Origin of the sequence: Microbacterium rhizomatis (genome assembly GCF_008710745.1) — a bacterium.
In the GTDB taxonomy this organism is placed as follows: Bacteria; Actinomycetota; Actinomycetes; order Actinomycetales; family Microbacteriaceae; genus Microbacterium; species Microbacterium rhizomatis.
The window spans coordinates 61,589-87,942 of sequence record NZ_VYSA01000003.1 but is presented as its reverse complement, the minus strand read 5'-3'; the positions used below and the strand labels follow the sequence as shown (position 1 = coordinate 87,942).

General features: G+C 68.1%; 19 protein-coding genes and 1 pseudogene. 12 read left to right on the top strand and 8 right to left on the bottom strand.

The window, feature by feature from the left end; all coding sequences use genetic code 11:
* Positions 1 to 19 precede the first annotated feature (19 nt).
* A complete protein-coding gene (locus tag F6B43_RS14355) occupies positions 20 to 352 on the bottom strand; it encodes a hypothetical protein (RefSeq protein WP_150449678.1) in 333 nt (110 codons plus the stop codon).
* A gap of 32 nt (positions 353 to 384) precedes the next feature.
* Between F6B43_RS14355 and F6B43_RS14350 the strand changes: the two genes are divergently transcribed.
* From F6B43_RS14350 to F6B43_RS14335, 4 genes are all read left to right on the top strand, one after another.
* Positions 385 to 1,461: a VanZ family protein gene (locus F6B43_RS14350; protein WP_150449677.1), complete on the top strand. Its 1,077-nt coding sequence runs from the start codon at positions 385 to 387 to the stop codon at positions 1,459 to 1,461.
* A gap of 86 nt (positions 1,462 to 1,547) precedes the next feature.
* Complete coding sequence (locus F6B43_RS14345) at positions 1,548 to 1,940, top strand: GntR family transcriptional regulator (protein ID WP_150449676.1); 393 nt, start codon at positions 1,548 to 1,550, stop codon at positions 1,938 to 1,940.
* Positions 1,937 to 2,869 (top strand): ABC transporter ATP-binding protein, encoded by a 933-nt coding sequence (locus F6B43_RS14340; RefSeq protein WP_150449675.1) that lies wholly within the window; start codon positions 1,937 to 1,939, stop codon positions 2,867 to 2,869. Before F6B43_RS14345 ends, F6B43_RS14340 begins: the two co-directional genes overlap by 4 nt.
* Entirely contained in the window at positions 2,866 to 3,552 is a 687-nt protein-coding gene (locus F6B43_RS14335; RefSeq protein WP_150449674.1) for a hypothetical protein, read from the top strand. The genes F6B43_RS14340 and F6B43_RS14335 overlap by 4 nt, the downstream gene beginning before the upstream one ends.
* Positions 3,553 to 3,567: 15 nt before the next feature.
* Here the strand turns inward: F6B43_RS14335 and F6B43_RS19910 are convergent, their stop codons facing one another.
* The 3 genes and pseudogenes from F6B43_RS19910 to F6B43_RS14325 all read right to left on the bottom strand — a co-directional run bounded on the left by F6B43_RS19910 (position 3,568) and on the right by F6B43_RS14325 (position 4,998).
* Entirely contained in the window at positions 3,568 to 4,188 is a 621-nt protein-coding gene (locus F6B43_RS19910; protein ID WP_246160007.1) for an ATP-binding protein, read from the bottom strand.
* A gap of 193 nt (positions 4,189 to 4,381) precedes the next feature.
* Positions 4,382 to 4,687, bottom strand: a pseudogene (locus tag F6B43_RS19905) (helicase HerA domain-containing protein); the annotation flags it as partial.
* 5 nt (positions 4,688 to 4,692) lie between these two features.
* Positions 4,693 to 4,998, bottom strand: coding sequence for a chorismate mutase (locus F6B43_RS14325; RefSeq protein ID WP_150449673.1), 306 nt, complete (start codon positions 4,996 to 4,998; stop codon positions 4,693 to 4,695).
* Between the two features lie 143 nt (positions 4,999 to 5,141).
* On the opposite strand from F6B43_RS14325, the gene F6B43_RS14320 reads away from it, so the two are divergent.
* Complete coding sequence (locus F6B43_RS14320; RefSeq protein WP_150449672.1) at positions 5,142 to 6,341, top strand: AI-2E family transporter; 1,200 nt, start codon at positions 5,142 to 5,144, stop codon at positions 6,339 to 6,341.
* 26 nt (positions 6,342 to 6,367) lie between these two features.
* On the opposite strand, the gene F6B43_RS14315 is transcribed toward F6B43_RS14320, so the two are convergent.
* A complete protein-coding gene (locus tag F6B43_RS14315) occupies positions 6,368 to 7,609 on the bottom strand; it encodes a lactonase family protein (RefSeq protein ID WP_150449671.1) in 1,242 nt (413 codons plus the stop codon).
* Between the two features lie 52 nt (positions 7,610 to 7,661).
* A complete protein-coding gene (locus F6B43_RS14310; RefSeq protein ID WP_150449670.1) occupies positions 7,662 to 8,948 on the bottom strand; it encodes an adenylosuccinate synthase in 1,287 nt (428 codons plus the stop codon).
* A 107-nt stretch (positions 8,949 to 9,055) separates the two neighbouring features.
* On the opposite strand from F6B43_RS14310, the gene F6B43_RS14305 reads away from it, so the two are divergent.
* Entirely contained in the window at positions 9,056 to 9,766 is a 711-nt protein-coding gene (locus F6B43_RS14305) for a Pr6Pr family membrane protein (RefSeq protein WP_246159975.1), read from the top strand.
* A gap of 29 nt (positions 9,767 to 9,795) precedes the next feature.
* On the opposite strand, the gene F6B43_RS14300 is transcribed toward F6B43_RS14305, so the two are convergent.
* Positions 9,796 to 10,536, bottom strand: a complete 741-nt coding sequence (locus F6B43_RS14300; RefSeq protein ID WP_150449669.1) for a TIGR00645 family protein — start codon at positions 10,534 to 10,536, stop codon at positions 9,796 to 9,798.
* A gap of 94 nt (positions 10,537 to 10,630) precedes the next feature.
* Positions 10,631 to 18,211, bottom strand: coding sequence for a DUF5979 domain-containing protein (locus F6B43_RS14295; RefSeq protein ID WP_211368150.1), 7,581 nt, complete (start codon positions 18,209 to 18,211; stop codon positions 10,631 to 10,633).
* Between the two features lie 260 nt (positions 18,212 to 18,471).
* Between F6B43_RS14295 and argG the strand changes: the two genes are divergently transcribed.
* The 6 genes from argG (at position 18,472) to F6B43_RS14260 (ending at position 26,307) form a co-directional block, all read left to right on the top strand.
* Positions 18,472 to 19,914 carry an argininosuccinate synthase gene (argG, locus tag F6B43_RS14290; RefSeq protein ID WP_150449667.1) on the top strand — a complete coding sequence of 481 codons (1,443 nt, stop codon included), beginning with the start codon at positions 18,472 to 18,474 and terminating at the stop codon, positions 19,912 to 19,914.
* Between the two features lie 69 nt (positions 19,915 to 19,983).
* Positions 19,984 to 20,613 carry a TetR/AcrR family transcriptional regulator gene (locus F6B43_RS14285; RefSeq protein WP_150449666.1) on the top strand — a complete coding sequence of 210 codons (630 nt, stop codon included), beginning with the start codon at positions 19,984 to 19,986 and terminating at the stop codon, positions 20,611 to 20,613.
* Entirely contained in the window at positions 20,610 to 21,392 is a 783-nt protein-coding gene (locus F6B43_RS14280) for a P-loop NTPase family protein (protein WP_211368149.1), read from the top strand. The genes F6B43_RS14285 and F6B43_RS14280 overlap by 4 nt, the downstream gene beginning before the upstream one ends.
* A complete protein-coding gene (locus tag F6B43_RS14270) occupies positions 21,389 to 23,284 on the top strand; it encodes a YhgE/Pip domain-containing protein (RefSeq protein ID WP_150449665.1) in 1,896 nt (631 codons plus the stop codon). Before F6B43_RS14280 ends, F6B43_RS14270 begins: the two co-directional genes overlap by 4 nt.
* Before the next feature lie 90 nt (positions 23,285 to 23,374).
* On the top strand, positions 23,375 to 25,243 hold the full coding sequence (locus tag F6B43_RS14265) for an alkyl/aryl-sulfatase (RefSeq protein WP_150449664.1): 1,869 nt from the start codon (positions 23,375 to 23,377) through the stop codon (positions 25,241 to 25,243).
* A 296-nt stretch (positions 25,244 to 25,539) separates the two neighbouring features.
* The gene (locus F6B43_RS14260; protein ID WP_150449663.1) at positions 25,540 to 26,307 is read left to right on the top strand and encodes an aggregation-promoting factor C-terminal-like domain-containing protein; all 768 of its coding nucleotides are present in this window, start codon (positions 25,540 to 25,542) and stop codon (positions 26,305 to 26,307) included.
* The last annotated feature ends 47 nt before the right edge of the window (positions 26,308 to 26,354 follow it).

The window sequence follows — 26,354 nt, the reverse complement described above, 5'->3', positions numbered from 1 at the left end:
GCGCCGCGGCGGCGGGGGGTCAGATCTCGTCGGCTCGCGGAGCGCGCATCGTCCAGCCGACACGCTCGAGGGCGGCGGTGAGACGGGCGGCCGCCACCCGGGCGACCTCGATCGAGGCATCCGAACACACGTCGATGGCGACGGGAGGTGGATCGGCGAAGCGCGGGATCTGGACTTCCGCCCATGCGTTCGGGCCGACGGGAACGCGGGGGAACGCGGTGCCGGCGTGCTCGACGCCACCGTCCGAGACGAATGCGATGACCTCGAGCGCGTCGAGCTTCGTGACGGGCATGTCGGCGACGAGGGTCACGACGAAGGGGCCGCTCGCGGTGTCTCGTCCCCCCAGGCTCACGGCCCGAAGATATCACCTGAAAGAATTCTCCCGTGCACGATCAGCTCGGTCTCGGCGCGGTGGCGATCGTGCTCGGCGGTCTCGCCGGCCTCATCCTGTTCGTGCCGTTCGTCGCGATCAGCTACCGGCGCCGCGGGGGACTCACGCTCGGACGCCTCACGCTGTGGGCCGCCGCCCTCGTCTACTTCATGGCGATCTGGACGTACACGCTCCTCTCCCTTCCCGACCCCGACGCGATCCGCTGCGCCGGGGCGAATCTCGACGTGTGGGCATTCGTCGGCGACATTCAGGGGGCGATACGGCGCCCGGGTAACGCGCTCACCGACCCCGGCGTTCTGCAGCTGCTCCTCAACGTGCTGCTGTTCGTGCCGCTGGGCTTCTTCGTCCGCGTGCTCGGCGGGCGCGGGATCGTCGTAGCCACCCTCGTCGGCTTCGCCGTATCGGTGTTCATCGAAACCACGCAGGTGACCGGCGTCTGGACGCTGTACCCCTGCGCCTACCGCGTCTTCGACGTCGACGACATGCTCACCAACACGCTCGGTGCGCTCGTCGGCTCGGTGCTCTCACTCGTGGTGCCGCGCCGCCTCCGCGGGTCAGGCGTGCTCGCGGGCGCCGACGACCCCCGCCCGGTCACGCGCGGACGACGGGCGCTCGGGATGCTGTGCGACACCGTCGCCTTCGGACTGACCTCGCTGATCATCGGCGTCACGATCCAGCTCTGGCTCGAATTCGTCGTCGGCGCCCACGACGAGGTGTTGACAGGAGACATCGCCGGCACCGCCGCCACCGTGCTGCCGGCGGCGGTGTGGCTCATCCTCGTGCTGGCAACGGGCCGCTCGCTCGGCGATCTCGCGGTGCAGCTCCGCTACGGGGGTGGCCCAGCGCCGTCGTGGCTGGCCCAGGTCCTGCGGTGGATCGGCGGAGTGAGCGGCTACGCGCTGCTCACCCTGCTTCCCGAGCCATGGAACCTCTGCGCGAGCGTCTTCGGCGTGATCACGCTCATCGCGTTCTTCGCGACGCAGGGTGGTCGCGGCATCCCCGGTCTGATCTCTGGGATGCGCCTTGCGGATGCGCGGGAGCGCGCGAAGGCGGACGTCGCCGGCGCATAGACGAGGTACAGCGCTGAAGTATCTGTTGCGGTTGCGCGGGTTCTGTGGTTAGTTAGTTGAGTAAGTAACCAAAGAACGAGGTGGATGTGATCGAAGAAGGACGTGCGCTCTTCCTGCAGATCGCGGAGAGCGTCGAAGATTCGATCGTCGACGGCAGCCTGCCCGAAGAGGGCCAGGCACCGTCCACGAACGAGCTGGCCGCGTTCTATCGCATCAACCCCGCCACCGCCGCGAAAGGGGTCGCCGTGCTCGTCGACAAGGGTGTGATCTACAAGCGCCGTGGCATCGGCATGTTCGTCGCCGAGGGCGCGCGCGAACGCCTCCTGGCCGAGCGCCGCACGGCATTCGCCGACCGCTTCGTCGAGCCGCTGCTCGGCGAGGCGCGCAAGCTCGGGCTCGCCCCCGACGACATCAGCCGCCTCATCCAGGAACGCTTCGCGCGGGCGGATGCGGCATCCACCGAAGGGACCACGCGATGACCGAGACGGTGATCGAGGTGCGGAACCTCGTCAAGACCTATCGCGACGTACGCGCCGTGGACGACGTGTCCTTCTCGATCGAGAAGGACACCATCTATGGGCTGCTCGGCCGCAACGGCGCGGGCAAGACGACGATCATGTCGATCCTCACCGCGCAGAACTTCGCGACCGCGGGCGACGTGCGCATCTTCGGCGAGCATCCGTACGAGAACGCCCGCGTGCTCAGCCGGATGTGCTTCGTGCGCGAAGGGCAGAAGTATCCGGACGACTCGAAGCCCCTGCACGCGTTCCGCGCGGCGAGCCTGTTCTTCCCGAACTGGAACGAAGCGCTCGCCAAAGAGCTGATCGCCGAGTTCCAACTGCCCCTCACGCGGCGCATCAAGAAGCTGTCGCGCGGGCAGCTTTCTGCGGTCGGCGTCATCATCGGCCTGGCCTCGCGCGCCGAGATCACCTTCTTCGACGAGCCGTACCTGGGTCTGGATGCTGTCGCGCGCCAGATCTTCTACGACAGGCTGCTCGAGGACTACACCGAGCATCCGCGCACGGTGATCCTCTCGAGCCACCTCATCGACGAGGTCGCGAACCTCATCGAGCGCGTCCTCGTGATCGATCGCGGCAGCATCCTTCTCGACGAGCCGACCGACGATGTGCGCGACCGCGCGTCAACGATCGTGGGCGACTCGGCTGCCGTCGACGCATTCGTCGCGGGCCGCGAGATCATCCACCGCGAGTCGCTCGGTCATGTGTCGTCGGTCACCGTGCTCGGTGCTCTCACCCAGGAAGACCGGGCACGACTGGCCGCCGCCGGCCTCGAGATCGCACCAGTGTCTCTCCAGCAGCTCATCGTGCGGCTCACGCAGCACGCCGGCGGAACATCCGCAGACTTCGCTCCACCCGCAGGCACCACGACCGAGGAGGTCTCCCGATGAGTCGTACGCTCAACGTCGTCCGGCTGCAGCTGGTCAACCGGCAGACGTACATCTGGGTGCCGCTCCTGATCCTCGCCGGGTCATGGGTGCTGACGCTCGTGGTCTTCAGCATGATCCCCTACGACGGCGCGAAGTACGGCGGCGGAGCCCAGGCGCCGCTGTGGTACTTCATGTTCGTGGGGGTCCAGGCGCTCACCCTCTCGTTCCCGTTCTCGCAGGCGCTGAGCGTGACGCGCCGCGAGTTCTACCTCGGCACTCTGCTCACCGCGGCGTTGACCTCGGGCATCCTCGCGTCGATCTTCGTGATCGGCGGTTTCGCCGAGCAGGCGACAAACGGGTACGGCATGAACGGGTACTTCTTCTACCTCGGCTGGCTCTGGGAGGCGGGCTGGTGGGCGGCGTGGCTCGCGTACTTCGCGATCGCGATGCTGCTGTTCGTCGCGGGCTTCTGGGGCGCGACGATCTACAAGCGCGGCGGCCCGCTCGTGCTCACGATCGTGCTCGTCGGGCTCGGTGCCGTGCTGGTAGCACTGATGTGGCTCACCGGACTGGCCGACGCGTGGGCCCGGGTGTTCAGCTGGATCGGCGCGCAGGGCGCGCTGGGGCTCACCCTCTGGGGCATGCTCCTGATCGCCGTGCTGGCGGCATCGTCGTTCCTCACTCTCCGCCGCGCGATCCCCTGACCGGGATGCCTCGGGTCAGCGCAGCGGCACGCTGACGTCGATGCCGCCCTCGTGCGTGAGCCTGCCGCCCATCTGCACGATCACCGGGGCATTGACGAAGCCGCCCGCGAACAGCGCCTGACCCTGTGCGAACCCCGGTGAGCGCTCGAGGAGAGAGGCCGGTGCGTAGCCGAACACCGACCCGAGCTCGTCGAGATCCCGCGTCGAGCTCATGCGCATGAGAGCGAGATTGTCGCACTGCGAGAGGGCGTTCGGGTGCACCTTCGAGGGCCGCTGGGTGGAAAGCAGCAGCCACAGGCCGTACTTGCGCCCCTCGGCGGCGATCTGCACGATCCGCTCGGTCAGGAGCCGCTGGAGCGGAGTCTCGGGCTCGGGGCTGCACAGGTTGTGCGCCTCGTCGATCACGATGAGGCGAGGGATGCGGTCTTCGCGATGCAGCCAGAGATGATCGAGCACGGCGAGAGCCGCGGATCGCATCTCGGGCTGCGTTGCGAAGCTGCCGAGATCGACGACGGTCGCGTCGGGCTTCTGATCGATCACATCCGTGACGCCGTCGCGCCCCCACGACCACAGGTCCCCAGTCGGCGATGCCGAGGTTCTCGAGCCGGGTCGCCAGGCGATGACGGGCAGGATCATCCGAAGCGCGGAGGAACTTCACCAGGGCTCCGTCCCCGGTCACCCGATCGGCTCCGCCGCCGCGGACCATCTCCTGCATCTGGTCTTCGATGTGCAGCATGACGTTGAAGTCTTCGGCGTCGTACACCGGATCGATCTGCAGCACCGCCGCGCGGGAGCGGAGCGGAAGGTCGAGGAATCGCGCGTGCAGCGGCAGGCCCTCGCGGTCGCCGCTGCGGAGCACCCGGATGTCGCGCGTCGCCAGTTCTTCCTTCGCCTCGGTCGAGGCATCCGCACGGATCTCACCCAGCCGGACGAAGTCGGAGTTGGGATCGAGGATGACGAGCGGCAGGTGCGTGTGCAGCATGAGCTGTTCCAGCACGACGCCGAGCGCGTACGTCTTGCCCGAACCGCTCTGCCCGCACCAGAACGTGTGGCGGTTGAACTTGGCGGCGTGCAGATGGGCGACGGCGGCGTCTTCGGACTCGAGCAGGGTGCCGATCGGCAAGACACTGGGCATGGGGTTCAGCGGCTCTCTGCGGCGCGCTCGTGGTGGTGGATGACCTCGGCCACGACGAAGGTGAACCACTTCTGCGCGAATTCGGGGTCGAGATCGGCCTCGGCAGCGAGGGAGCGGAGCCGCTCGATCTGCCGCTGCTCACGGGCGGGGTCGGATGCCGGCATCCCATACTCCGCCTTCAGTTCACCCACCTGCTGGGTACAGCGGAATCGCTCCGCGAGCATGTAGACGAGCGCCGCGTCGATGTTGTCGATGCTGCTGCGGAGGCGAAGCAGCGTCGATGTGGGATCGCTGTCAGGATTCTGTGCCATCGGTCCTCCTCGGTCCGGCTGGGGCTTCCGACGATACCGCGCGGTACCGATGAGACGTGGCCCGACGACACCCGTCATCCTCATGGGGCGATATCGAACGACAGCCGTCGTTCTGGCCCGCCGTCGAGCCCTAGAGTGTGTCCATGACCGACGGCACACCCTCTCCCGAGCCGCTCGCGGCCGACCCGCGCGCCGGCACCGATGCGGCCACCCCCTCCGCGCAGGCAGACGCGAAGCCGCTCGAAGTCGTCGCATCCGAAGCGACTCTGCCGACCGACCGAGGCGGCAAGCCGCTCTGGGCCCGCCTCGACAGTCCGTTCGCCGTCGGCCTGTTCCTGACCCTGGGTGGACTCGTCGCGATCCTGCTCGGCATCGCGATCACCAACATCGCCACGGTCATCATCTACATCGCCCTCGCGATGTTCGCCGCGCTCGGCCTCGATCCCGTCATCAAGATGCTCGGCAGGCACCACGTGTCGCGAACGTGGTCGATCGTGATCATCTTCTTCATCCTGTTCGTGCTCGGCGGGGGCCTCCTCGTGCTGGTCATCCCGACGTTCATCACGCAGGTGGGGCAGTTCTTCACCAGCATCCCCTCCACCGTCACGAACTTCCAGACGACGGACTTCTACCACTGGCTGGAAGGGATCTTCGGGACAGGACTCACCGACCTCGTGACCGAGGTCCAGAAGTTCCTCACCACCCCGTCGAACATCGCGGCGATCTCGGGGGGAATCCTGAAGGTGGGCGCGGGCATCGCGACCGCGGTATCGGGGGGCCTCATCATCGTCGTGCTGACGCTGTATTTCGTTGCGACGCTGCCCGGCATCAAGGAGTCGCTGACACAGTTCGCACCGGCCCGCAACCGGGCCAAGGTGCGCGACATGACCAACCAGATCACCGACTCGATCGGCGGCTACCTCATGGGCATGGTCATCCTCGCGTTCTTCAACTCGATCGTGGCCTTCCTGCTGCACCTGTTCCTCGGGCTGCCGTACCCGCTGCTGATGGGCGTTCTCGCGTTCGCCATCACGATCATCCCGCTGGTGGGTCCGGTGCTGTACTGGATCGCGGCATCCGTCCTGGCCCTCTTCACGAGCCCTCTCTCGGCGCTCATCTTCGCGATCGCCTACTTCATCTACATCCAGATCGAGGCGTACGTCATCACCCCGAGGGTGATGAGCAAGGCGATCTCGATCCCGGGATCACTCGTGATCATCGGCGCGCTGATCGGTGGCACGCTCCTCGGGCTGCTCGGCGCGCTGATCGCGGTGCCTGTCGCGGCATCCATTCTGCTGATCATCAAGCAGGTCTTCATCCCCCGGCAGGACGCGAAGGTCTGACCCCCGCCCCGGGGGCAGAGGCCGGGTCAGGAGCGGGCCGGAAGCAGGCAAGTGGGGCTCGGCGCCTCGCCGCGATGGCGAACGGCGCCGGGCACGCCCGTGCGGGCGTCGAGCGTGAGTGAGACGACGTCGTCGGAGCGCTGACCCGCCACCAGAAGCGTGTCGCGCACGACGAGGTGGTGGCGGGGCCAGTCGACGCCCGAGTCGGCCAAGCCCACGGGCTCTACCCGCTCGCCCGCACCGCGCACGCGGAGCGTCGCGATCGTGTTGGTGCCCCGCAGGCCCGCGTACAGGTAATCGCCGTCGCGCGACCGAGCGAGTTCGGCAGCGCTGTCGTCGGCGGCGGCGAAGGGGCTCACCGCAACGCCTCCGAGCAGGCGCCATCGGCCATCGCGTCCCGGGGCGAGCGTGAACACCTCGCACGAGTACTCGGTCACGACGTGCAGATGACCGCTGGGGTGCAGCACCATGTGCCTCGGGCCGGTCCCGAGCGGCAGCACGACCTCGTGGTCGAGCCGCAGGCCGGTGGATGTCGGCCGCCAGACGCGCACGAGATCGAACCCGAGATCGGTCGTCGCAATGCGCCCATCGGAGAGGAACACGGCCGAGTGCGCGCGCGAGATCCGCTCTGGCACGGCGTCCTCCTCGCCCGATCCGAAGAGCAGGACGCCCGACCCCGCGGCAGGAGGATCGGCGAGCTCATCGTAGCCGGGCACCAGGTGGGCGAACTCGTCGCCGGCCGCAGCGCGCAACGATCGGGCCGCAGCGGCGAGCTCGCTCTCCATCCCGCTGTCGCGGGCGGACGCGGGGTCGACGGCGACGCTCGCGAACGGGTCGACCGGCCCGGCGAACGGGTCGGCAGCCGCCGCACCGAGCACAGGAGAGGAGGGCCGGCCCGCAGCATCCAGGGCCATCCGCACCACGCGCCCGTCGCCCCAGCAGCTCGCGACGAGCGAGCGGCCGTCGGGCGCCACGGCGACGTGGCAGACGGCGGCGCCGGCGGTGACCGGTGAGCCGAGCGCGGCGAACGTGCTCTCGCCGGTGCGCACGAACGCCGCGACGGTCTCTGCGGCCTCGAGCGACGCGTAGACCACGTCGAGAGCGGGATGCTGCGCCAGCCACGACGGAGAGTCGGCGGTCATCGCGGTTCCGGTGAACGACAGAGCTCCCGCGGCCGACCCCGTGTCGGCGGAGCCGGCGACCATCGTGCCGATGCCGCTCGCGCGGCCGTCGCTGTCAGCGGTGTACGCGCCCAGCCAGAGCCGCATCAGCGGGTTCCGTCGCGCAGATGCCGCACGATAAGCGCGTCGAGACCCGGCATCAGTCGATGAGATCGTGGCGCACGATCACGGCGTCGCGCGCCGCACCGACGCCGATCACCGAGATGCGGGTGCCGCTCATCTCCTCGAGCGCGAGCACGTAGTCCTGCGCCTCGAGCGGCAGATCTTCGAACGTGCGCGCTCGTGAGATGTCCTGCTTCCAGCCGGAGAAGTACTGCAGGATCGGCGTGGCGTGGTGGAAGTCGGACTGGTTGACCGGCACCTCGTCGAACCGCTCGCCGTCGACGTCGTAGGCGACGCACACCGGGATCTCAGCGAGCCCGGTGAGGATATCGAGCTTGGTGAGCACGAGGTCGGTGATGCCGTTGACGCGCGTCGCGTAGCGCGTGATCGGGGCGTCGTACCACCCGACGCGGCGCGGCCGGCCCGTCGTGGTACCGAACTCGAAGCCGCGCGAGCGCAGCCACTCGCCCTGCTCGTCGAACAGCTCGGTCGGGAAGGGGCCCGAGCCGACCCGGGTCGTATAGGCCTTCACGATGCCCACGATGCGGTCGAGCCGGTTGGGTCCGATGCCTGCACCCGTTGCCGCACCGCCCGCCGTGGCCGACGACGACGTGACGAACGGATAGGTGCCGTGATCGATGTCGAGCATGGTCGCCTGGCCGCCCTCGAAGACGACGACGTCGCCGTCGTCGAGCGCGGTGTTCAGCAGCAGAGAAGTGTCGCACACGATCGAACGCAACCGGGGGGCGTACGAGAGCAGGTCCTCGACGACCTCGTCGACCGTGATCGCGCGACGGTTGAAGACCTTGACGAGCAGGTGGTTCTTCTGGTCGAGGGCACCCTCGACCTTCTGTCGCAGGATGTTCTCGTCGAACAGGTCCTGCATGCGGATGCCGACGCGGTTGATCTTGTCGGCATATGCCGGACCGATGCCGCGGCCCGTCGTCCCGATCATCCGCTTGCCCAGGAACCGCTCGGTGACCTTGTCGAGCGTGCGGTGATACTGCGTGATGATGTGCGCGTTCGCGCTGATTTTGAGTCGCGACGTGTCGATACCGCGCGCGTTCAGCGCCTCGAGCTCGCCGAAGAGCACCTCGAGGTCGACCACGACGCCGTTGCCGATGACCGGGATGACCCCGGGCGACAGGATGCCGGACGGCAGCAGGTGCAGTGCATACTTCTCGTCGCCGATGACGACGGTGTGACCGGCGTTGTTGCCGCCGTTGAATTTGACGACCCAGTCGGTGCGTTCGCCGAGCAGGTCGGTCGCCTTGCCCTTGCCCTCGTCACCCCACTGGACGCCGACGATCACGATGCCTGGCATGGGTCCACTCCCCCGCTGTCGGGCACTCCTGGCGGAGAGCACGCTTACGCCCCATCCTATCGGCCGGGCTCGCGTACTCCGGGGGATGCCGCCGCTAGGGTGATCGCATGCTGCGTACCTCCGCATGGGCGACGACCTGGACGATCCTGAGACTCGTGATGGCTGCGGCGATCACCGCTGCCATCGTGACCCAACTGGTCGCCTCCGTGACACGCACGGCCGCGAACGGTCAAGACGTCGGCACGGTGGTCGCGAACTTCTTCAGCTTCTTCACGATCCTCTCCAACGCCGGCTCGGTGGTGGTGCTCGCGTGGGCCGCGATCTGGTACCTCACCCGTCGCGGTGCCGCGACCCATGAGCCGCGTGGGCTGGCCGTCGCCCTCGCATCGGTGACGGTGTACATGATCGTCACCGGCATCGTCTACAACCTGCTGCTGCGCGGAATCGAGCTGCCGCAGGGCAGCCAGCCCGTGCCGTGGTCGAACGAGACCCTGCACGTCGTCGCGCCGATCTTCCTTCTGCTCGACCTGTTCGTCGGGCCGCTTCGCCGCCGGCTCCCCTGGAGGGCGGTGCTCGCGATCATCGTCTTCCCGGTCGTCTGGGTGATCTACACCCTCATCCGCGGGCCGCTCGTGACCAACCCCGTGAGCGCAGACCCGTTCTGGTACCCGTACCCGTTCCTCAATCCGAACAACTTCGCCAACGGCTATCTGACCGTGCTCATCTACGTCGTGGGCATCGCGGTCGCGATCGTCGCTGTCGCGCTGTTCGTGGTGTGGATCGGACGACGCCGCGGCTCCGGCGGGAACATGCGCTGACCCGACTGCGACGTCGAACCGCCGCGACCTCAGGTGGTCGTGTGGGGAATGAAGTAGCCATCGACGATATGCCCGGTGACGGTGGGCGGTACGTGCTTCTCGTCGGTGTAAGACGTGCTCTGACCGGTGGTCCCGAGCGCGCGCGTGAGAGGGATGGCGGCGGCCCCGCCTGCGGCGACCTGCGGAGGGGTGGGCCCGGCGCTCGGAGCGGAATGAGAGGCTCGGTCGATCCAAGCGAGTGCGAGCGCGGAGACGATGAAGACGCTGTGGATCATCACCTGCCAGAACACTCCCTCACCGGTGTACGTCTGTCCGGTGATGGAGTCCTGCCCCGCATTCGGCGCACCCAGATCGCCCACCTCGATGAACGTCTTCAGCAGGTGGATGGATGAGATCCCGATGATCGCCATGGCGAGCTTGACTTTGAGCACATTGGCGTTCACGTGCGACAACCACTCCGGCTGGTCCGGGTGGTGCTCCAGATTGATTCGGGAGACGAACGTCTCGTACCCGCCGATGATGACCATGATCAGCAGGTTCGCGATCATCACCACATCGATCAGCCCGAGCACGGCGAGCATGATCTGCGCCTCGTCGATATGCGCCGGGTCGGCGATCACCGTCTCGGCCAGATGCATGAGCTCGATGAGGAACACCACGACGTAGATCAGCTGCGCCACGATCAGTCCGAGGTACAGAGGTGCCTGTAGCCACCGGCTGAAGAAGATCAGGCCACCTATGCCGTTAGCCGCACGCCCGCGAGTTCTCATATTGCAGTATATTACCCAGTGATGCTATGAGATCCCTGAGCCGCGCAGGCGAGCAGCGCCGGATCGACCGCATCCCGATCCGGCGCTGCTCGTTTCAATCCCGGCGGCGCCGGCGCATGACGATCATCACGACGACACCCGCGAGGATCAGGATGCCGGCGACCCCGCCTGCGATCAGCAGCGCCCGACCGTCGACACCGGTGGCCGGCAGCGGCGCGGTGAACGTGTTGGTCACGGTGATCGTGACGGGGTCGCTAGCGACCACCGCGGGCATCGCCGCGGTCGAGTTGGTGATCTCGACGCGATCGGCACCGCCGTTATCGGTCTCGGCCACCCAGCACTGCGCACCGATAGGGAGGTCTTCGATACGGATCGTCTGACCACCCGTGATCGTGACCGCGCGATGGTCGATCAGCACGGTCGGGGTCTCCTGACCCTGATCGAGCACGCAGGTGAGATCGAGCGTGAACGTCTTGGACGCATTGCCTTCGGCCGCGGTCCCCGTCACGACCTTCGAGAGGGCGAGGATGCCGGGGTCGAACGTGTTGGTGGCCTCGAGCGCCAGGGTCTGCACCTCGGCGCCCGGCTGGACCACCAGGCCGTCCTCGTAGTTGTCCGGAGTGACGACGGATGCCGTCGCTCCGCCGGTCACCGTCTCGGTGCCGTAGCAGTGGGCGCCGGCCCGCATCCGCACCGGGTTTCCGTCGGCATCCGTCAGCGTGATCGTCTCGCCGCCCTTGATGTCGTACGGGCTGTCGAGCAGCGTGATCATGCTGCCGTCGCCGGCCTCCATCTCGCACGTCACGACGACGGTGAAGACCGCGCTGGTGGCGTAGTCGGCGGTCGCACCGGCACCGTCGAGCGTCTTGGTCAGCGTCAGTTCGGCGACCGAGAACTCGTTGACGAAGGGGTCGGTGGTCGCGACTTGCGGAACGCCGTTCTCCTCGTCGGGGATGGTGATGGTCGTCGGCCCGGGAACGTCGTCCGCACCGGCCGAGTCCGTCTCGCGAATCACGCAGACCGCGCCGACCGGGATGCCGGTGACGGTATCGGAGAACAGCGGGTGCTCACCGTCGGTCCTCACCGTGAGATCGCCGGTATAGACGGTCGCGTCCTGGTAGGTGCAGACGACCGAGAACACGAACGGTCCCCGTCCGAAGTCGGGCACCCCGGGGCCGGAGAGCGTCTTGGCGATCCTCAGCCCTCCGGTGCGGAAGTCGTTCGTCACCGTGACGAGGGCGGGCTCATCCTGATCCGCGACGCCGACGGTGACGGTGCGGCTCTCCGGCGAGAACGTCGACTCCGTCGCACCGGCGTTGTCCGGCTCGCTGACCGCACACGTCGCACCCGTCGGAAGGTCGTCTACGGTCCACGTCGGCTCGTCGGGCGTCACGTCGTGCGTCGCCGAGTAGACGACGCTCGGGGTGGCCGCGTCGAGCGTGCACACGAGCTGGAAGGTGAACGGACCCTGGCCCCAGGCATCCGCTCCCGTACCGGTGATCTGCTTCGTGACCTGCACGCTGCCGACCGTGTAGTTGTTCACGAACGCGGCCGTGAACGCCGGGGTCTCGCCCTCCTCGATCGTGAAGCTCGAAGTCGGGGTGCCTTCCTGCGGGACACCGTTCACCGTCGTCGATGCCGCGCCCGCCGTGTCGGTCTCGGTGACGACGCAGGTGGCCCCGGTCGGGATGCCGGTGAAAGTCTTGCTCTCTCCATCGGCGAGCGCGAAGGAACGGTCGCCCTCGGGGACGGCTTCCTGTCCGAGGTACGTGCACGACGCGGTGAAGCCGAACAGGCTGTTGTAGGCGATCGGCGTGCCGTCCTGATCGACCGCGCCGCCGTTGTCGATCGACTTCGAGACGACGAAGCCGCCGGCGGTGAAGGTGTTCTCGATGCCGAAGAACGACTGGGTCGGGTCGCCGGCATAGCCGTTGAAGATACGCGGATTCGAGCTCAGGTCGCGCTCGGCGGTCAGGGCGGTCGGCGGGGTGATCACCGAGGTCGCCCCGGGCGGAACCGGGTCTTCCACGACGGTGCAGTCAGCGAACAGCGGGAGGTTCACGGGACCTGTCGGGTCGTCGTACACCAGAAGTGTGCCATCGGCTGCGACCGTGGGCCGGCTCGCGTCGCCGCCGGATGCGTAGAGCAAGGTGACGGGCTCGCCGCCCGACACACACGTCACGAGGAGCGGGTACGTCGTCGGCAGCTGGATGGGCGTGGAGAACGACGGTGCGACGACGCTCTTGCTCATCTGCAGCTGACCCGTGGAGGTCGCCACCGCGACGCGCTGCGGCTCGAGCGGGACCTGGGGGGTCTCGGGCTGCGTCAGGGTGGCGACCGAGCGCGAGGCACCGGCGAACGAGTTGTACGCGGTCGACGCGCCCTGCGAGATCGCCGTCTCCTTCGGGAGCACGTACGGGGTCCGAGTGCTGTAGGTGAGGGAGAGCACTTCGCCGGGGGCAAGTCCTGGCGTCGGCTTCGCAACGGTCGGGGTGAACGTGACGACGTACTTGACGGACTTGGCGTTCACCAGATCCGACTCAGGCGTGGAGGAGGTGAACGGCGTCCAGTTGAAGACGCACGACGGGAGCGGTGCAGAGTTCGCAGTGTGGACGTTGATCGCGTTCTTGTTGCAGTCGGCGCTCAGGACGACCGTGGAGAAATAGGCGGCGACCTGCGCGTCGCTCGCATCCCGCAGGGTGGTGATGTTGGTCTGCACGTTGCCCACGAGCGTCACGGGGAACTGCGAACCGCGGGGGTTCGTCGTGATGACGCCCTTGTCGCCGACGGCGGGCAGCGTGTCGACCATGGCGAGCACCTTGGCGTTCGCGTTCCCCGTGTTCGTGAAGTCGAGCCGCCATCGCTCGAGGCCGCCCGGGCGGGTGATCGGCGCGCACGGGTACGAGTAGAAGCGGGCTTCATCGTAGTAGCCGGCGTCTCTGGGTGCGTCCGTCGTCGAGTCGCACGCCGAGCCGGAACCGCCCGCGATCGTGTCGTCCACGTTCAGCACGCCCAGGTCGTCCGCTGTCGGGTCCTTCGGGTCGCCGGCGAGCTCGCCCTTGACCCACTTCTTCAGCGACACGGTGGCGGCGGCGCGCGGAGTCACAGACGTGTTCGCCGTGCACGATGCGACGTTGGTCTCGTCGGGCTTGGGCCTGAGGTCGGTCGAGGTCGACTCGCACTTCTCGAAGGCGCGGTCGGATGTCGCAGTCACGGCGTTCTGCACCGTCACATCCGGCGAGAGGCCCGCGCGGAAATTGAGACCGGCCTTGATGGTGAGCGTCCACCCCGCCTTGAAGACGAAGTTCGGGTCGGAGTTGACGATCGACAGGAGCCCGGTGCCGGCATCCAGCGAGGCGGAGAACCCGGCCGAGCCGGACGGCGCGCTCGGGCCCGTGATCGCGAAGGAGTACTGCGCCGGGTTCGGCTCGACCATCGGCGACGACCCGCCCACGGGAGTGATCTGATCCACGACTGTGAAGCCGGTCATGTCCCAGCGACCGGTGTTGGTGACCACCATCGTGAACGGCACAGTGCTGCCGGCCGGATAGAGGGCTGTCGTACCGCGCGTCTTGGTGACCCTGATCTGATTCACCAGGTGCGTCACGCGCGTCGTGGTCGTCTTCTCGGCATGTCCGGTATAGAGCTGCGACGCTCCGAACCGGGCGTTCCCGTCGGTGACGACCGTGTTCGTGATCGTGCCCGAGACCGTCTCACCGGGGTTCGGGGCGACGCCGGGGCGGGTCGTGGACACCGGCACGGAGGGATCACTGCGGAGGAAGTCGCGTCGCGTCGTCTGAACGACGAAGTCGAGCTTCGGGTTGTACGGGCGCTCCCACACCACGACTTCACCGTCGACGACCTCCTGGGCGCGGAATCGGGTGCCCACCACATCACCGGCAGAAACGCCGCCCGGCAGGCCGAACGTCACGGCGGACCCCGGGTTCGCGGTCACCCAGTCACCCGTCGCCCAGCATGGGGAGGTCTGGTCCAGCGGCAGGCCGTTGCACGTGGCGACGAGCGCTCCGCCGACGACCGAATAGGCGACCACGCGGGTCGCGTCGTTCACGAGCACGTCCATGGCGACCTGGTTGACGGGCTGCGGAACGGTGATGCGCGCGCCCACGAAGGTCATCGTGTTCCAGAACGTCGGCGTGCTGTCGCTCACCGTCGCGAGGTACGTCCGCGCGTTCCCGTTCGGGCGTGCGGTGAGGGTCGTGGTGTAGTTCTTCGAGCCGTTCTCGAGCACCGACGCGGGGTTGATGGCCTTGTCGGTGAAGATCGAGTAGTCGGCCGCGACGATGTTGAACTGGCTGGACGCGTAGAACTCCCCCGTGCTGCAGCCGGGGATGTTCTGACCGTTGACGCACGGGATGCGTCCGGGGCTGTCGAGGGCGGTGTGCGCGACGTTCACGATCGGCTCGCCGCCGGGCTCGGTCACCGCGATCGGGTCACCGGATGTGCGCTGGGTGGCACGAAGCTGCCAGGTGAGACCCACGACGCCTGCCGCGTCGTTTGAGTCCGGGGTCGCCGCCACGATGATGGGGCGACCGGCGGCGTCGGCGTAGCGGACCGAGATGCCGACGACATCGTCGAGCTGGTCCGGAGTCAGCAGCTTCGCAGCATCGCCCGAGATCGGCAGGTCGACTCCGCCCCCTTCTCGCGTCAGCGTGACGGTGACATCCGCGGCGGTGAGCGGCTTCGGCGGAGTGAGCGTATCGATGGAGTACAGGTTGAGCGTCTCGAAGGCGGTCGGAGCGACCTGACCGGGCGAGGGGTCGTCGATGACCATCGATGCGATCTTGGTGTTGGACTGGTTCCGCGAGGTGATGGTGCCGGAGATGAGGGGGTAGTTCGCCTGAGGCGTGCCGGCCTGCGGCAGCCCGAGTACCGTCTGATCGAAGCTCTTGGTGAGGGTGACGTTGACCGGGCTGTCGATGACCTGGATGGTGTCGGCATCCGTCGAAGTGGAATCGAAGTCGATGCTCGGGTTCTGGCCGCGCGCGCTGACGGTGTTGTTCACCAGCCCGGGGGTGGTGGTGTTGTACGTGTACGAGTGGTACTGACCCAGGACGTACTGCGTCGGATCGCTGCGGAGCGTGTCGCGGATGCGGTAATCGAGGTCGAACGGGCGGCCGGTGTAGGAGGTTCCCACTCCCGCGCCGGCGGTCTTCTCCGTGAACGTGACGCGCACGCCGAGTGTGTCTGCCTGCTGAGCGGTCGACAGCGCGTAGCCGCCGAAACCGCCGTCGCACCCGAGCGCGCAGGCGGCCGCCGTGATGTCGACCCAGTCGTTCGCGGTCGTCGAGTACAGCTCCACCCTCGTGACGACATCGTTGACGATGAGCGGATCGGTGGACGGCGTGATCGGCTTGATCGCGACCAGGTCGAACGCGTCGTACACGGAGGTCGCCGGGTTCGTCAGCTCGCCCGTGGAGGCCGGGTCGGTGAGTGTCATCGAGGTGAGGTTGAGTCCCTGCGTGCTCCACGAGAGCCGCGCGGTGCGTGTCTGCGCCGAGAGGGCGGGCACCTGGGCGGGGAGGGTCGCGTCGAGCCAGGCCTTATCGACGAAGTCGGGTCCGTCGCCGCCGTTGATGGGCTGCAGGGTGATCGGCGCGGACGCGTCGTCGATCGCGTCGGGCTCGACCGCGACGGGGTTGTTGACGGCCGACCGGACGTCGTTGGTGTGGACGGAGCTGACATCCGAGTACTCGCGCACCTCTGCCGCGATGTTCGGCAGCACCGTGAATCCGGGCGGCAACGTGCCGGTGCAGGGCGACGTCAGCAGCGGCCGGAACGTGAACCGGATGCCGCCGATGTCGGAGCGCAGGGCGGAAGGAATCGGATAGGTGTAGCCGGCCACAGGGCCGGCCACGTTGCCCGCACCGGGGAAGTCGACCCAGTCCCCGGAGGCCTTGGAGTAGTAGCTCAACTCGAGGGAGCTGCATCCGGGGATGTCGGTGTTGCGCACCGCGGTGGGCGCGAACGTGTTCCAGAAGTCCGGCGTCGCCGCGGGGTCCACCGGGTCCGAGATCTCGAGTTTGGTCGATCCGACCGTCGAGTCATCGCTGACCTTGCCCGAAAGGGCGATGCTGATGCTCGCCCCGGGAACGGCGAACGCCTCCGTTGGCGTGATCGACTTCGACACGACGGTGTCGATACGCAGCGGATCGATCGTGAACGGCGTGGATGCCGTCGCCTCGCCGCTCGCGCCGTCGGAGTTGACGACCTGGGTGTCGACGACGTTCGTGCTGCTCACCGGCGCGAGCGTGGGAACGGGAAGCGCCGTCACCAGGAGCGGGAGTGCGGCGTAGCCGCCCGCCGTGATCCCGTCGCCTGTCGATGCATAGGTGACAGTGAATCCCTCCACCGTGCATCCGTTCTGCGGAGCGGGCAGCGTCTGCGGCGTGGTGGTCGTCTGCGGCAGGGTGGAGCATCCGGAACCGGAGTAGGTGTAGAGGATGGTCGCCGAGCTCGCCGCCACGGGCCACGCGAGCGTCGGCCCGAAGCCGTTGAAGGCCAGGCCCTGGGCGGTGAATCCGGGCTCGCCCGACGACGGCTCGGTGACCGTCAAGGTCTGCACGTCCTGCGCACCGTTGGTCGCGACGATCGCGATCGTCGTGCTCTGTCCGGCGACCAGTGTCGAGTCGAGGAAGCTCTTGGTGATGCTGACGTCGGGATCGACCGCGGCGATCGACACCGACGCGGTGTCGGTGACGACAGGGCTGTCGACGCCCGACTTCGTCACCGTCGTGGACGCGTCGTTCTGGACATCGACGGTCTGGCCGTTCGGGATCGAACTCACGGTGTCGTTGGTCACCGAGTGCACCACGACGTTCCCCGTGACGCCGGGCGCGAACGATCCCGTGAAGACGACGCGTACGCCCTTGGCAAGGCTGATCGGCGTCGGTGGCGTTGCCGTCCACACGCCGCCCACGTAGTACTCGGTCGCCCTTCCTGTCGCCCCGGCCGGGTCGGTGATGTCGACGCTCGTGATGTCGAGGTACGTGAACGGCCCCGGCGGGGTGATCGGATCCTGAACGGTGATCGTGTCGACCGTCTGATTCGAGGCGTTCCCCGGGACGAGGGTCCAGTCGACGGTGCGCCCCGCCGCGGCGGGAAGCGTCGACGTGGGCGACACGGTCTTCGAGAGCGAGGCGAACAGCGTCGTGGTGACCGTGAGCGTGATGTCGGCGGAGGACTGGTCGTCCTGCGCGTTGTCGGCGGTCGCCAACGAGGTGTTCGTGATCGTCTGCCCGTTGAAGTCGGCGCCTGTCGTCGTCGGCACCTGGACCGAGACGAAGACCGTCATGCTCCCGCCCGCGGGAAGCCCCGCCGACCCGCCCGCCGAGAGGCGCGGTGTGACGGTGAAGCCGTTGTTGCCGCTCAGCGCGATGTCGACGGGGGCATTGGGGCTGGTCGTCGCCGAAACGGGACTGGGGTCGCTCGGGTCGAGGACCAGGGGGGCCGGGAGGATGTCGGTGATCTTGGTGTTGCGGCACGACGGATCGATCGTGGACGAGCATCCCAGATCGATCTGGTACTGGAACGTGTCGCCCGGCGCGAAGTTCGTCTGAGAACCCACAACGGTCTTCAGCTGTGACAGCACGGCGGTGTCGCCGGCCGCAGCTGCGGGTGCACCGATCGCCACGGCGCTCGCTGCGATCGTCGCCACGACGGCGATCGTTGCCAGAACACGCCTCATCAGACCACTGCGCACGGTATTCCCCCCGGAATCTTCAAACCCCAACATTGCGAAGCCCCCGGTGCCCGCCCGCGTCAGCCTAGCCAGGCTCTCAGCACCGACACCAGTGTTACGGATGTACACGAAAGGGAATCGTGATATATCCGGCGTCCCATTCTGGCATCCGCGCGGACCCCCCTCCGCACCCCGGGCCCGCGGGGCCGGCGGGCGGCGCTCACTAGACTTGGCGCATGTCGAAAGTCCTTCAATCCCTGCCCGTCGGCGAGCGCGTCGGCATCGCCTTCTCCGGAGGACTCGACACCTCGGTGGCGGTCGCGTGGATGCGCGACAAGGGCGCCATCCCCTGCACCTACACCGGCGATCTCGGTCAGCCCGACGAAGACGACATCGACGCCATCCCGGTCCGCGCACTCGAGTACGGCGCCGAGATCGCGCGCATCGTCGACGCCAAGACCGCCCTCGTCGAAGAGGGCTTCGTCGCCCTCGCATGCGGGGCCTTCCACATCCGCTCGGGGGGACGCACCTACTTCAACACGACGCCGCTGGGGCGCGCCGTCACCGGCACGCTGCTCGTGCGGGCCATGAAAGAGGACGGCGTCGACATCTGGGGCGACGGCTCGACCTACAAGGGCAACGACATCGAGCGGTTCTACCGCTACGGCCTGCTGGCCAACCCCGCACTGCGCATCTACAAGCCGTGGCTCGACGCCGAGTTCGTCACCGAGCTGGGCGGCCGCCAGGAGATGAGCGAATGGCTCGTCGCCCACGGCTTCCCCTACCGCGACTCGGCTGAGAAGGCGTACTCGACCGACGCGAACATCTGGGGCGCGACGCACGAGGCCAAGACGCTCGAGCACCTCGACGTGTCGCTCGAGACGGTCGAGCCCATCATGGGCGTCCGATTCTGGGATGCTGCGGTATCCATCGATCCCGAAGACGTCACCGTCACCTTCGACCGTGGCCGCCCCGTCGCGCTCAACGGCGTGGAGTATCCCGATCCCGTGGCGCTCGTGCTCGAGGCCAACCGCATCGGCGGTCGCCACGGGCTGGGTATGAGCGACCAGATCGAGAACCGCATCATCGAGGCGAAGAGCCGCGGCATCTACGAGGCGCCCGGAATGGCGCTCCTGTTCATCGCATACGAGCGCCTGGTCAACGGCATCCTGAACGAAGACACCCTCGCGACGTATCACGAGCAGGGGCGACGGCTCGGCCGCCTGATGTATGAAGGGCGCTGGCTCGAGCCGCAGTCGCTCATGCTGCGCGAGTCGATCCAGAAGTGGGTCGGGTCGACCGTCAGCGGCTCGGTCACGGTGCGGCTGCGTCGGGGCGAGGACTACACGATCCTCGACACGACGGGAACGACCCTCTCGTATGCACCCGAGAAGCTCTCGATGGAACGCGTCGGGGATGCGGCGTTCGGACCCGTGGACCGGATCGGCCAGCTCACGATGCGCAACCTCGACATCGCCGACTCGCGCTCGCGCCTGGAGCAGTACGCCGCGATGGGGCTCATCGGCGGCGCGACAGCCGATCTCGTCGGGAGCGTCACCGCGGGCGAAGCCGACGAGATCACGGAGCACGCGGTGCCTTTCGACGCAGATCGCGAGGCCCTCGCGGATGCTGTCGACGAGGCGTCCGAGGGCTCGGCGTTCGACTTCGGCACCGACTGACCCCGCACTCCGCGGTCGCCGCCACCGTTTAACTTGCACACCGATGTGCAGGTTAGCTATCCTGGAGACGTGACGACAGAAGCCCCTCCTCAACGGCCCCAGCGGCGCGATGCGCTGCAGAACAGGCAGACGATCCTCGATGCCGCCCGTCGTGCCCTCGCGGTCGACCCCGCAGCATCCCTCGGCACCATCGCGCTCGACGCGGGGCTCTCCCGTCGTGCGCTGTACGGGCACTTCGAAGACCGCGACGCGCTGATCCGCGAGCTCGTGACCACGGGCGCGCGGCGCTTCAACGACATCGCCGACGGCGTCACGGACGATGACCCCCGGCTCGCGCTCGCGCGACTCGCGTCACTGCTCTGGCAGGACGCCGCGCACGTGCAGGTCGCCGCGGCGATCGCCCTGGATGACGCGCACATCGACGACACAGCCGCCGCACTGGCGCCGCTCCGCCGCCGGCTGGTCGAGATCGTGCGCGAAGGGCAGAGCCGCGACGCCCTCCGCACCGACATCGCCGCGCCGACGCTCGCTCGCCTCATCGAAGAAGCGGCGCGGAGCGTCATCACCCGTGTGGACGGCACCTCTCCGGCGGCGCACGCTCTCGCCGTCAAGGCGGTCATGAGCATCGCGGGCCTGTCGTGGCGCGAGGCGGTCGCGCTGCTGGCCCAGCATCCCGATCTGCTCGGAGGCCAGTCGTGAGGGTCGAGCTCGATGCCGTCACGAAGGGGCGCGACCGGCGCGCACTTCCTGAGACGTCGCTCGTCTACGAATCCGGCCGTGCCGCGCTGGTGTGCGCCGAGACGGAGCAGCGCCCGACGGTGCTCGGCCTGATCGCCTCCGGCCGCATGCGCCCCGACAGCGGCAGCGTACGCATCGACGGGCGGACGGATGCCGGAGCCCTCCGCCGTGCCGTCGCCCTGGTCGACGCGCTGGATGTCTCCGAGCCCGAGCCGAACGTGTCGGTCGCGGGTGTCGTCGCCGAGGAGCTGATGTTCGCCGGCCGTCCTTCGCACCCCATCGCCGCACGGCGCTGGCTCGACGAACATGGACTCGCGGCGGTCGCGTCGATGCCGATCGGCGACGTCGATCCCGCCCAGCGCATCCGGCTCCTGTGCGAGCTCGCCGCGCAGCGGCCGGGCGTCACCGGGCTCGTGCTCACGTCTCCCGACCGCCACGGCGGTGAGCCGCTCGTCTGGTGGGAGATCGCCGAGGAGTTCGCCGCGCGCGGCACGGCCGTCCTCGTGATCGCCGGGCGGGCATCGCAGTCCGTCCTCGCCGCGCCCGAACCCACGGATGAACCGGAGCCGGCCGCATCCGAAAGTCGGAGAATCGACCCCTTGTCGGAGGATCCCGGCGACATCGTCCGAGATTCCGCGGATGCTCCGACAAGCGAAGAACAAGAACAAGAACAAGAACAAGAACAAGAACAAGAAGAACAAGAACAAGAACAAGAAGAACAAGAGGGACAGCACTCGTGAAGGTGCCACAGATGATCGCCGCCGAACTCCGGCGGCTGACGTCGACGCGCATGGCGGTCATCGCCCTCATCGCCCTCATCGCGGTGCCGGTGCTATACGGCGGCCTCTATCTCTGGGCGAACCAGGACCCGTACGCCAAGCTCGTCGACATCCCGGTCGCGCTCGTGATCGACGACGAGGGCGCGACGATCAACGGCACCGACCGCAACGTCGGCCACGAGGTCGCCGACGAACTCGTCTCGGGCGGCAGCTTCCAGTGGCACGTCGTCGACGATGCCGCCGCGACGGCGGGCCTGGACTCGGGCGAGTTCGACTTCGCCGTCGAGGTTCCCGCCGACTTCTCTTCGGCCATCGCCTCGATCACGTCGAATGACCCACGCACGGCGCAGATCCTCTTGCGCACGAACGACGCGAACAACTACCTGGCGTCGACGATCGGCACGCAGGCCGTGGAGAAGATCCGCACCACAGTCGCGCAGAAGATCGTGCGCGAAGGCGGACTCACACTCTTGGATGCTCTCGCCACCGTCCGCGTAAACCTCTCGAATGCCGCGGACGGCGCGCAGCAACTCGCCGACGGCCTGGGTACCGCGCACGACGGCAGCTCGCAGCTGGCCTCCGGCTCGACGCAGCTCGCCGACGGCACCGCGGCACTGCAGAGCGGAGCGGCACAGCTGGCCTCCGGCACGGGGCAGATCGCCGACAACCTCGTGACGCTCAGCGACGGCGCCGCCCAGGTGTCGGCCGGCACGGGGCAGCTCGCAGGAGTCGCCGACCGGGTGGGCGCCGCATCCCGCGACGCCATCGCCCTCCTTCCTCAGGCACGCGCCGACATTCAGGCGCGCCTGGAGGCGGCGGGACTCACTCCGCAGCAGATCGCCGATGTGCTCGCCGCGCTGGATCCGGTCGGGTCAAAGCTGGTCGACGTCAATCAGAGGGTGCAGACCGCCGTGTCGGACATCGACCGACTCAATGACGGCGCCGGCCAGGTCGCGTCAGGGAGCGCACAGCTCGCCACGGGCGCCCGCACCGCCGCCGACGGGGCCGCCGCGCTGTCGGCGGGAGCGACGACGGCCGCGCAGGGCGCCGCGCAGCTGCGCGATGGCGCAACCGCGCTCGACAGCGGCCTGGCGACCCTGCAGACCGGTGCGCAGACGCTGCAGAGCGGCCTGGCCGACGGGGTGCAGCAGCTTCCGGACACCGACGAGGCCACGCGCCAGCTGCAGGCATCGACGCTCGCGAATCCCGTCGACGTCGAATCGAGCGCTCTCACGAAAGCCTCGAACTACGGCGCGGGCCTCGCTCCGTTCTTCGCGGCTCTGGCCGGCTGGATCGGCATCTACGCACTCTTCCTGATCGTCAAGCCCATCTCGCGGCGCGCGGTCACCGCCCTGCACTCACCCCTGCGCGTGACGCTCGCCGGCTGGCTCACCCCCGCGGCGCTCGGGGCGGTACAGATGGCGGCACTGTTCGGCGTCCTTGCCGTGGCTCTCGGCTTCGGCTTCGCGAATCCGCTCGGCACCCTGGGGATCATGGTGCTCGCGTCGTTCACGTATGCGGCGATCATCCTGGCCCTGAACGTGTGGTTCGGCTCGGTCGGGCAGTTCCTCGGTCTCGTGCTCATGGTGCTGCAGCTCGTGACCGCGGGGGGCACGTTCCCGTGGCAGACGCTCCCCGCTCCGCTGGCGGCACTGCACCACGTCCTGCCGATGGGGTACGTGGTCGACGCCATGCGCCAGCTCATGTACGGCGGCGATGTCGCGCGCGTGGGCGGCGACATCCTCGTCCTGCTGTGCTGGCTCGTCGGTGCGCTCGCTCTCGCAGCGGTGGGTGTGACGCGCATGACCCATCGACGCACGCTGCGCGACCTGCAGCCCAGCCTGATCGGCTGATCGGGCCCGGACGAATTTCCACGCACGGGCCGAGCGAATGGGTGCAGAGTGAGGGTGTCGTATTCGAATGCCCCGAAGATTGGCGCAATCATGGTCGGCAAGCCCGTCACCCCCGCAATCGAGAAGGCCAACCGCGAGCTGCTCACGACGCTGCCCTTCGCCGACACCCAGGACTTCGATGACGCCGATCGCGGCTTCATCGCCGCACTGGATCCGGGGGTGATCCGAACGGCCGACGGCCGCGTCGTGTGGGACAACGACAGCTACGCGTTCCTGCACGGCGAGGCACCGGCATCCGTCAATCCGAGCCTGTGGCGGCAGTCGCAGCTCGTCGCCAAGCAGGGGCTGTATGAGGTCGTAGAGGGTATCTACCAGGTGCGCGGCCTCGACCTGTCGAACATCACATTCGTCGAGGGCGACACCGGCGTGATCGTGATCGACCCGCTGATCTCGACGGAGACAGCCGCCGCGGCTCTCAGTCTGTACCGCGCGCATCGCGGCGAGAAGAAGGTCGTCGCGGTCATCTACACCCATAGCCACGTCGACCACTTCGGCGGCGTCTTCGGAGTGACCACGGAAGAGGATGCCGCGTCCGGCGCCGTCATGATCATCGCGCCCGAGGGCTTCACCGGGCACGCGGTCGCCGAGAACGTCTATGCGGGCACGGCGATGAGCCGCCGAGCCGGCTACATGTACGGAGCCGCGCTCGCCCGCGGTCCGCAGGGCCAGGTCGGCGCCGGGCTCGGGCAGACCACCTCGAGCGGCGAGGTCGGGCTGATCGTCCCGAACGTGGAAGTCACCGAAACGGGCGAGACGCTCACGGTCGACGGAGTCGAGATCGAGTTCCAGATGGCCCCCGGCACCGAGGCGCCGGCTGAGATGCACTTCTACTTTCCGCGCTATCGTGCGCTGTGCATGGCGGAGAACGCGACTCACACGCTGCACAACCTGCTGACCCTTCGCGGCGCGCTCGTGCGCGACCCGCACGTGTGGTCGGAATACCTCACCGAGGCGATCGACACGTTCGGCGACCGCACCGACGTCGCCTTCGCATCGCACCACTGGCCGACCTGGACGAAGGAGCGCGTCATCGCCTTCCTCGAGACGCAGCGCGACCTGTACGCGTATCTGCACGACCAGACGCTGCGCCTGCTGAACAAGGGGTATCAGGGGGCCGAGATCGCCGAGATGATGCAGCTCCCCCCTGCTCTCGCCGACGCCTGGAGCACGCACGGCTACTACGGGTCGGTCAGCCACAACGTCAAGGCCGTCTACCAGCGGTACATGGGATGGTTCGACGCCAACCCGGCCCGGCTCTGGCCGCACCCCCCACAAGAGCAGGCGCATCGCTACGTCGCGGCGATCGGCGGGATCGACCGGGTCGTCGCGCTCGCCCGGACCGCTTTCGACGACGGCGACTTCCGCTGGGCGGCGACTCTGCTCGACCACGCGATCTTCACCGACGCCGGTCACGCCGCCGCACGCGAGCTTTATGCCGACACGCTCGAGCAACTCGCGTACGGCGCCGAGAACGGCACCTGGCGGAATTTCTACCTCTCCGGTGCCACCGAGCTGCGCGAGGGCAACTTCGGCACGCCGGCCGCGACCGCGGCCCCCGCGATCGTCGCGCAGCTCACGCCCGAACAGCTCTTCGACTCGCTCGCCCTCTCGATCGACGGCCCGAAGGCGTGGGATCTCGATCTCGCGATCGACGTCACCCTCACCGACCTCGAGGTCACCTATCGCCTGACCCTGCGCAACGGCGTGCTGATCCACCGTCGCCGCGAGCCGGGCGGTGCGGGCGTCTCGTTGATCCTTACCAAACCGCGACTCATCGCCCTGGCCGGCGGCGATCTCACGAGCCCCGGCGTGCAGATCGAGGGCGATCGGGCTGTGCTCGACTCGCTGCTCGGCGTACTCGATCCGGGCGACCCCGCCTTCGACATCGTGACGCCGTAGAAGTCATCGCACCGCAAGAGAGCTCCGTGCGGATCGATTCGCGTGGATGGAACGGCTAGGGCTTTCGGAGGAGTCGTCCAGAAACGGCGTCTACCGTGTACGGGTTCGTCACGGAATCCACCCGAAGGATGACGTGACGGATGCTCCGCCCGCACGTCCCGGTCACCGGGTGGCCCCGAAGCCATCCGACGAGAGCGTGCGAGTGGAGCGTTCAGCCTGCTGCAGGTCGCGTCCCACCCTTGCGTCCGCCCGCCCCATGACGGGGCACCGCAGGGAAGCTCGACCATTGGAGCCCTGTGCGCTTTCGCACGATCGCCCGTATCCACCGAGTCCACCGCGCCCGCCGCACGATCCTTCCGGCCAGTCTCGCCATCGCCCTCCTCGCGGCAGCCGGCGTGGCCGCCGGCACGACGAGCGCGATCGCAGCCACCTCATCGCAGGAACGCACCGCCACCGCCGAGATCGCCACAGTCGAGCGACCGATCGATCACGATGCGGCCTTCTACGTCACCGTGGCGAACGCGGTCGAGAAGTCCGCCGCCGGCAAGGTCGACACGGCCACCCTCGCCCGCCAGATCGACGCGCTCAACGACTCGTCGGCGCTGCCTGAGCCTTCGGTCCAGGCGCTCACCAGCCTCGTTCAGCATTCGTCGGCGAAGGTCACTGCCGCCGTCGCCGACTACAACGCACAGGCCGCGGCGCAGGCGGCCGCAGCCGCCGCACAGGCCGCGGCCGATGCGCTCGCACAGGCCAACACTCCGGACGGCGCCCGGGCGACCGCGCGCGCGATGGCCGCCAGCCAGTACGGCTGGGGCGACGGCCAGTTCTCGTGCCTCGACTCGCTGTGGCAGAAGGAGTCGGGCTGGAACTACCAGGCCTATAACGCGGACGGCGGAGCCACGGGCATCCCCCAGTCGCTTCCCGGCTCGAAGATGGCCTCGTTCGGCTCGGACTGGGAGACCAACGCGGCGACGCAGATCGCGTGGGGTCTCGACTACATCTCGCGCGGCTACGGCTCGCCCTGCTCGGCATGGAGCCACTCCCAGTCGGTCAACTGGTACTGACGCCCCACGCCACCTCTCGCCCTCGCCCGGGGCAGCCTGAGGGCGAA

Excerpts from the sequence above, each read along its gene's own strand:
- F6B43_RS14340 (WP_150449675.1), top strand. The coding sequence starts at position 1,937 with ATGACCGAGACGGTGATCGAGGTGCGGAACCTCGTCAAGACCTATCGC.
- F6B43_RS14335 (WP_150449674.1), top strand. The coding sequence starts at position 2,866 with ATGAGTCGTACGCTCAACGTCGTCCGGCTGCAGCTGGTCAACCGGCAG.
- F6B43_RS19910 (WP_246160007.1), bottom strand. The coding sequence starts at position 4,188 with ATGATCCTGCCCGTCATCGCCTGGCGACCCGGCTCGAGAACCTCGGCA.
- F6B43_RS14325 (WP_150449673.1), bottom strand. The coding sequence starts at position 4,998 with ATGGCACAGAATCCTGACAGCGATCCCACATCGACGCTGCTTCGCCTC.
- F6B43_RS14320 (WP_150449672.1), top strand. The coding sequence starts at position 5,142 with ATGACCGACGGCACACCCTCTCCCGAGCCGCTCGCGGCCGACCCGCGC.
- F6B43_RS14315 (WP_150449671.1), bottom strand. The coding sequence starts at position 7,609 with ATGCGGCTCTGGCTGGGCGCGTACACCGCTGACAGCGACGGCCGCGCG.
- F6B43_RS14310 (WP_150449670.1), bottom strand. The coding sequence starts at position 8,948 with ATGCCAGGCATCGTGATCGTCGGCGTCCAGTGGGGTGACGAGGGCAAG.
- F6B43_RS14305 (WP_246159975.1), top strand. The coding sequence starts at position 9,056 with ATGCTGCGTACCTCCGCATGGGCGACGACCTGGACGATCCTGAGACTC.
- F6B43_RS14300 (WP_150449669.1), bottom strand. The coding sequence starts at position 10,536 with ATGAGAACTCGCGGGCGTGCGGCTAACGGCATAGGTGGCCTGATCTTC.
- argG (WP_150449667.1), top strand. The coding sequence starts at position 18,472 with ATGTCGAAAGTCCTTCAATCCCTGCCCGTCGGCGAGCGCGTCGGCATC.
- F6B43_RS14265 (WP_150449664.1), top strand. The coding sequence starts at position 23,375 with ATGGTCGGCAAGCCCGTCACCCCCGCAATCGAGAAGGCCAACCGCGAG.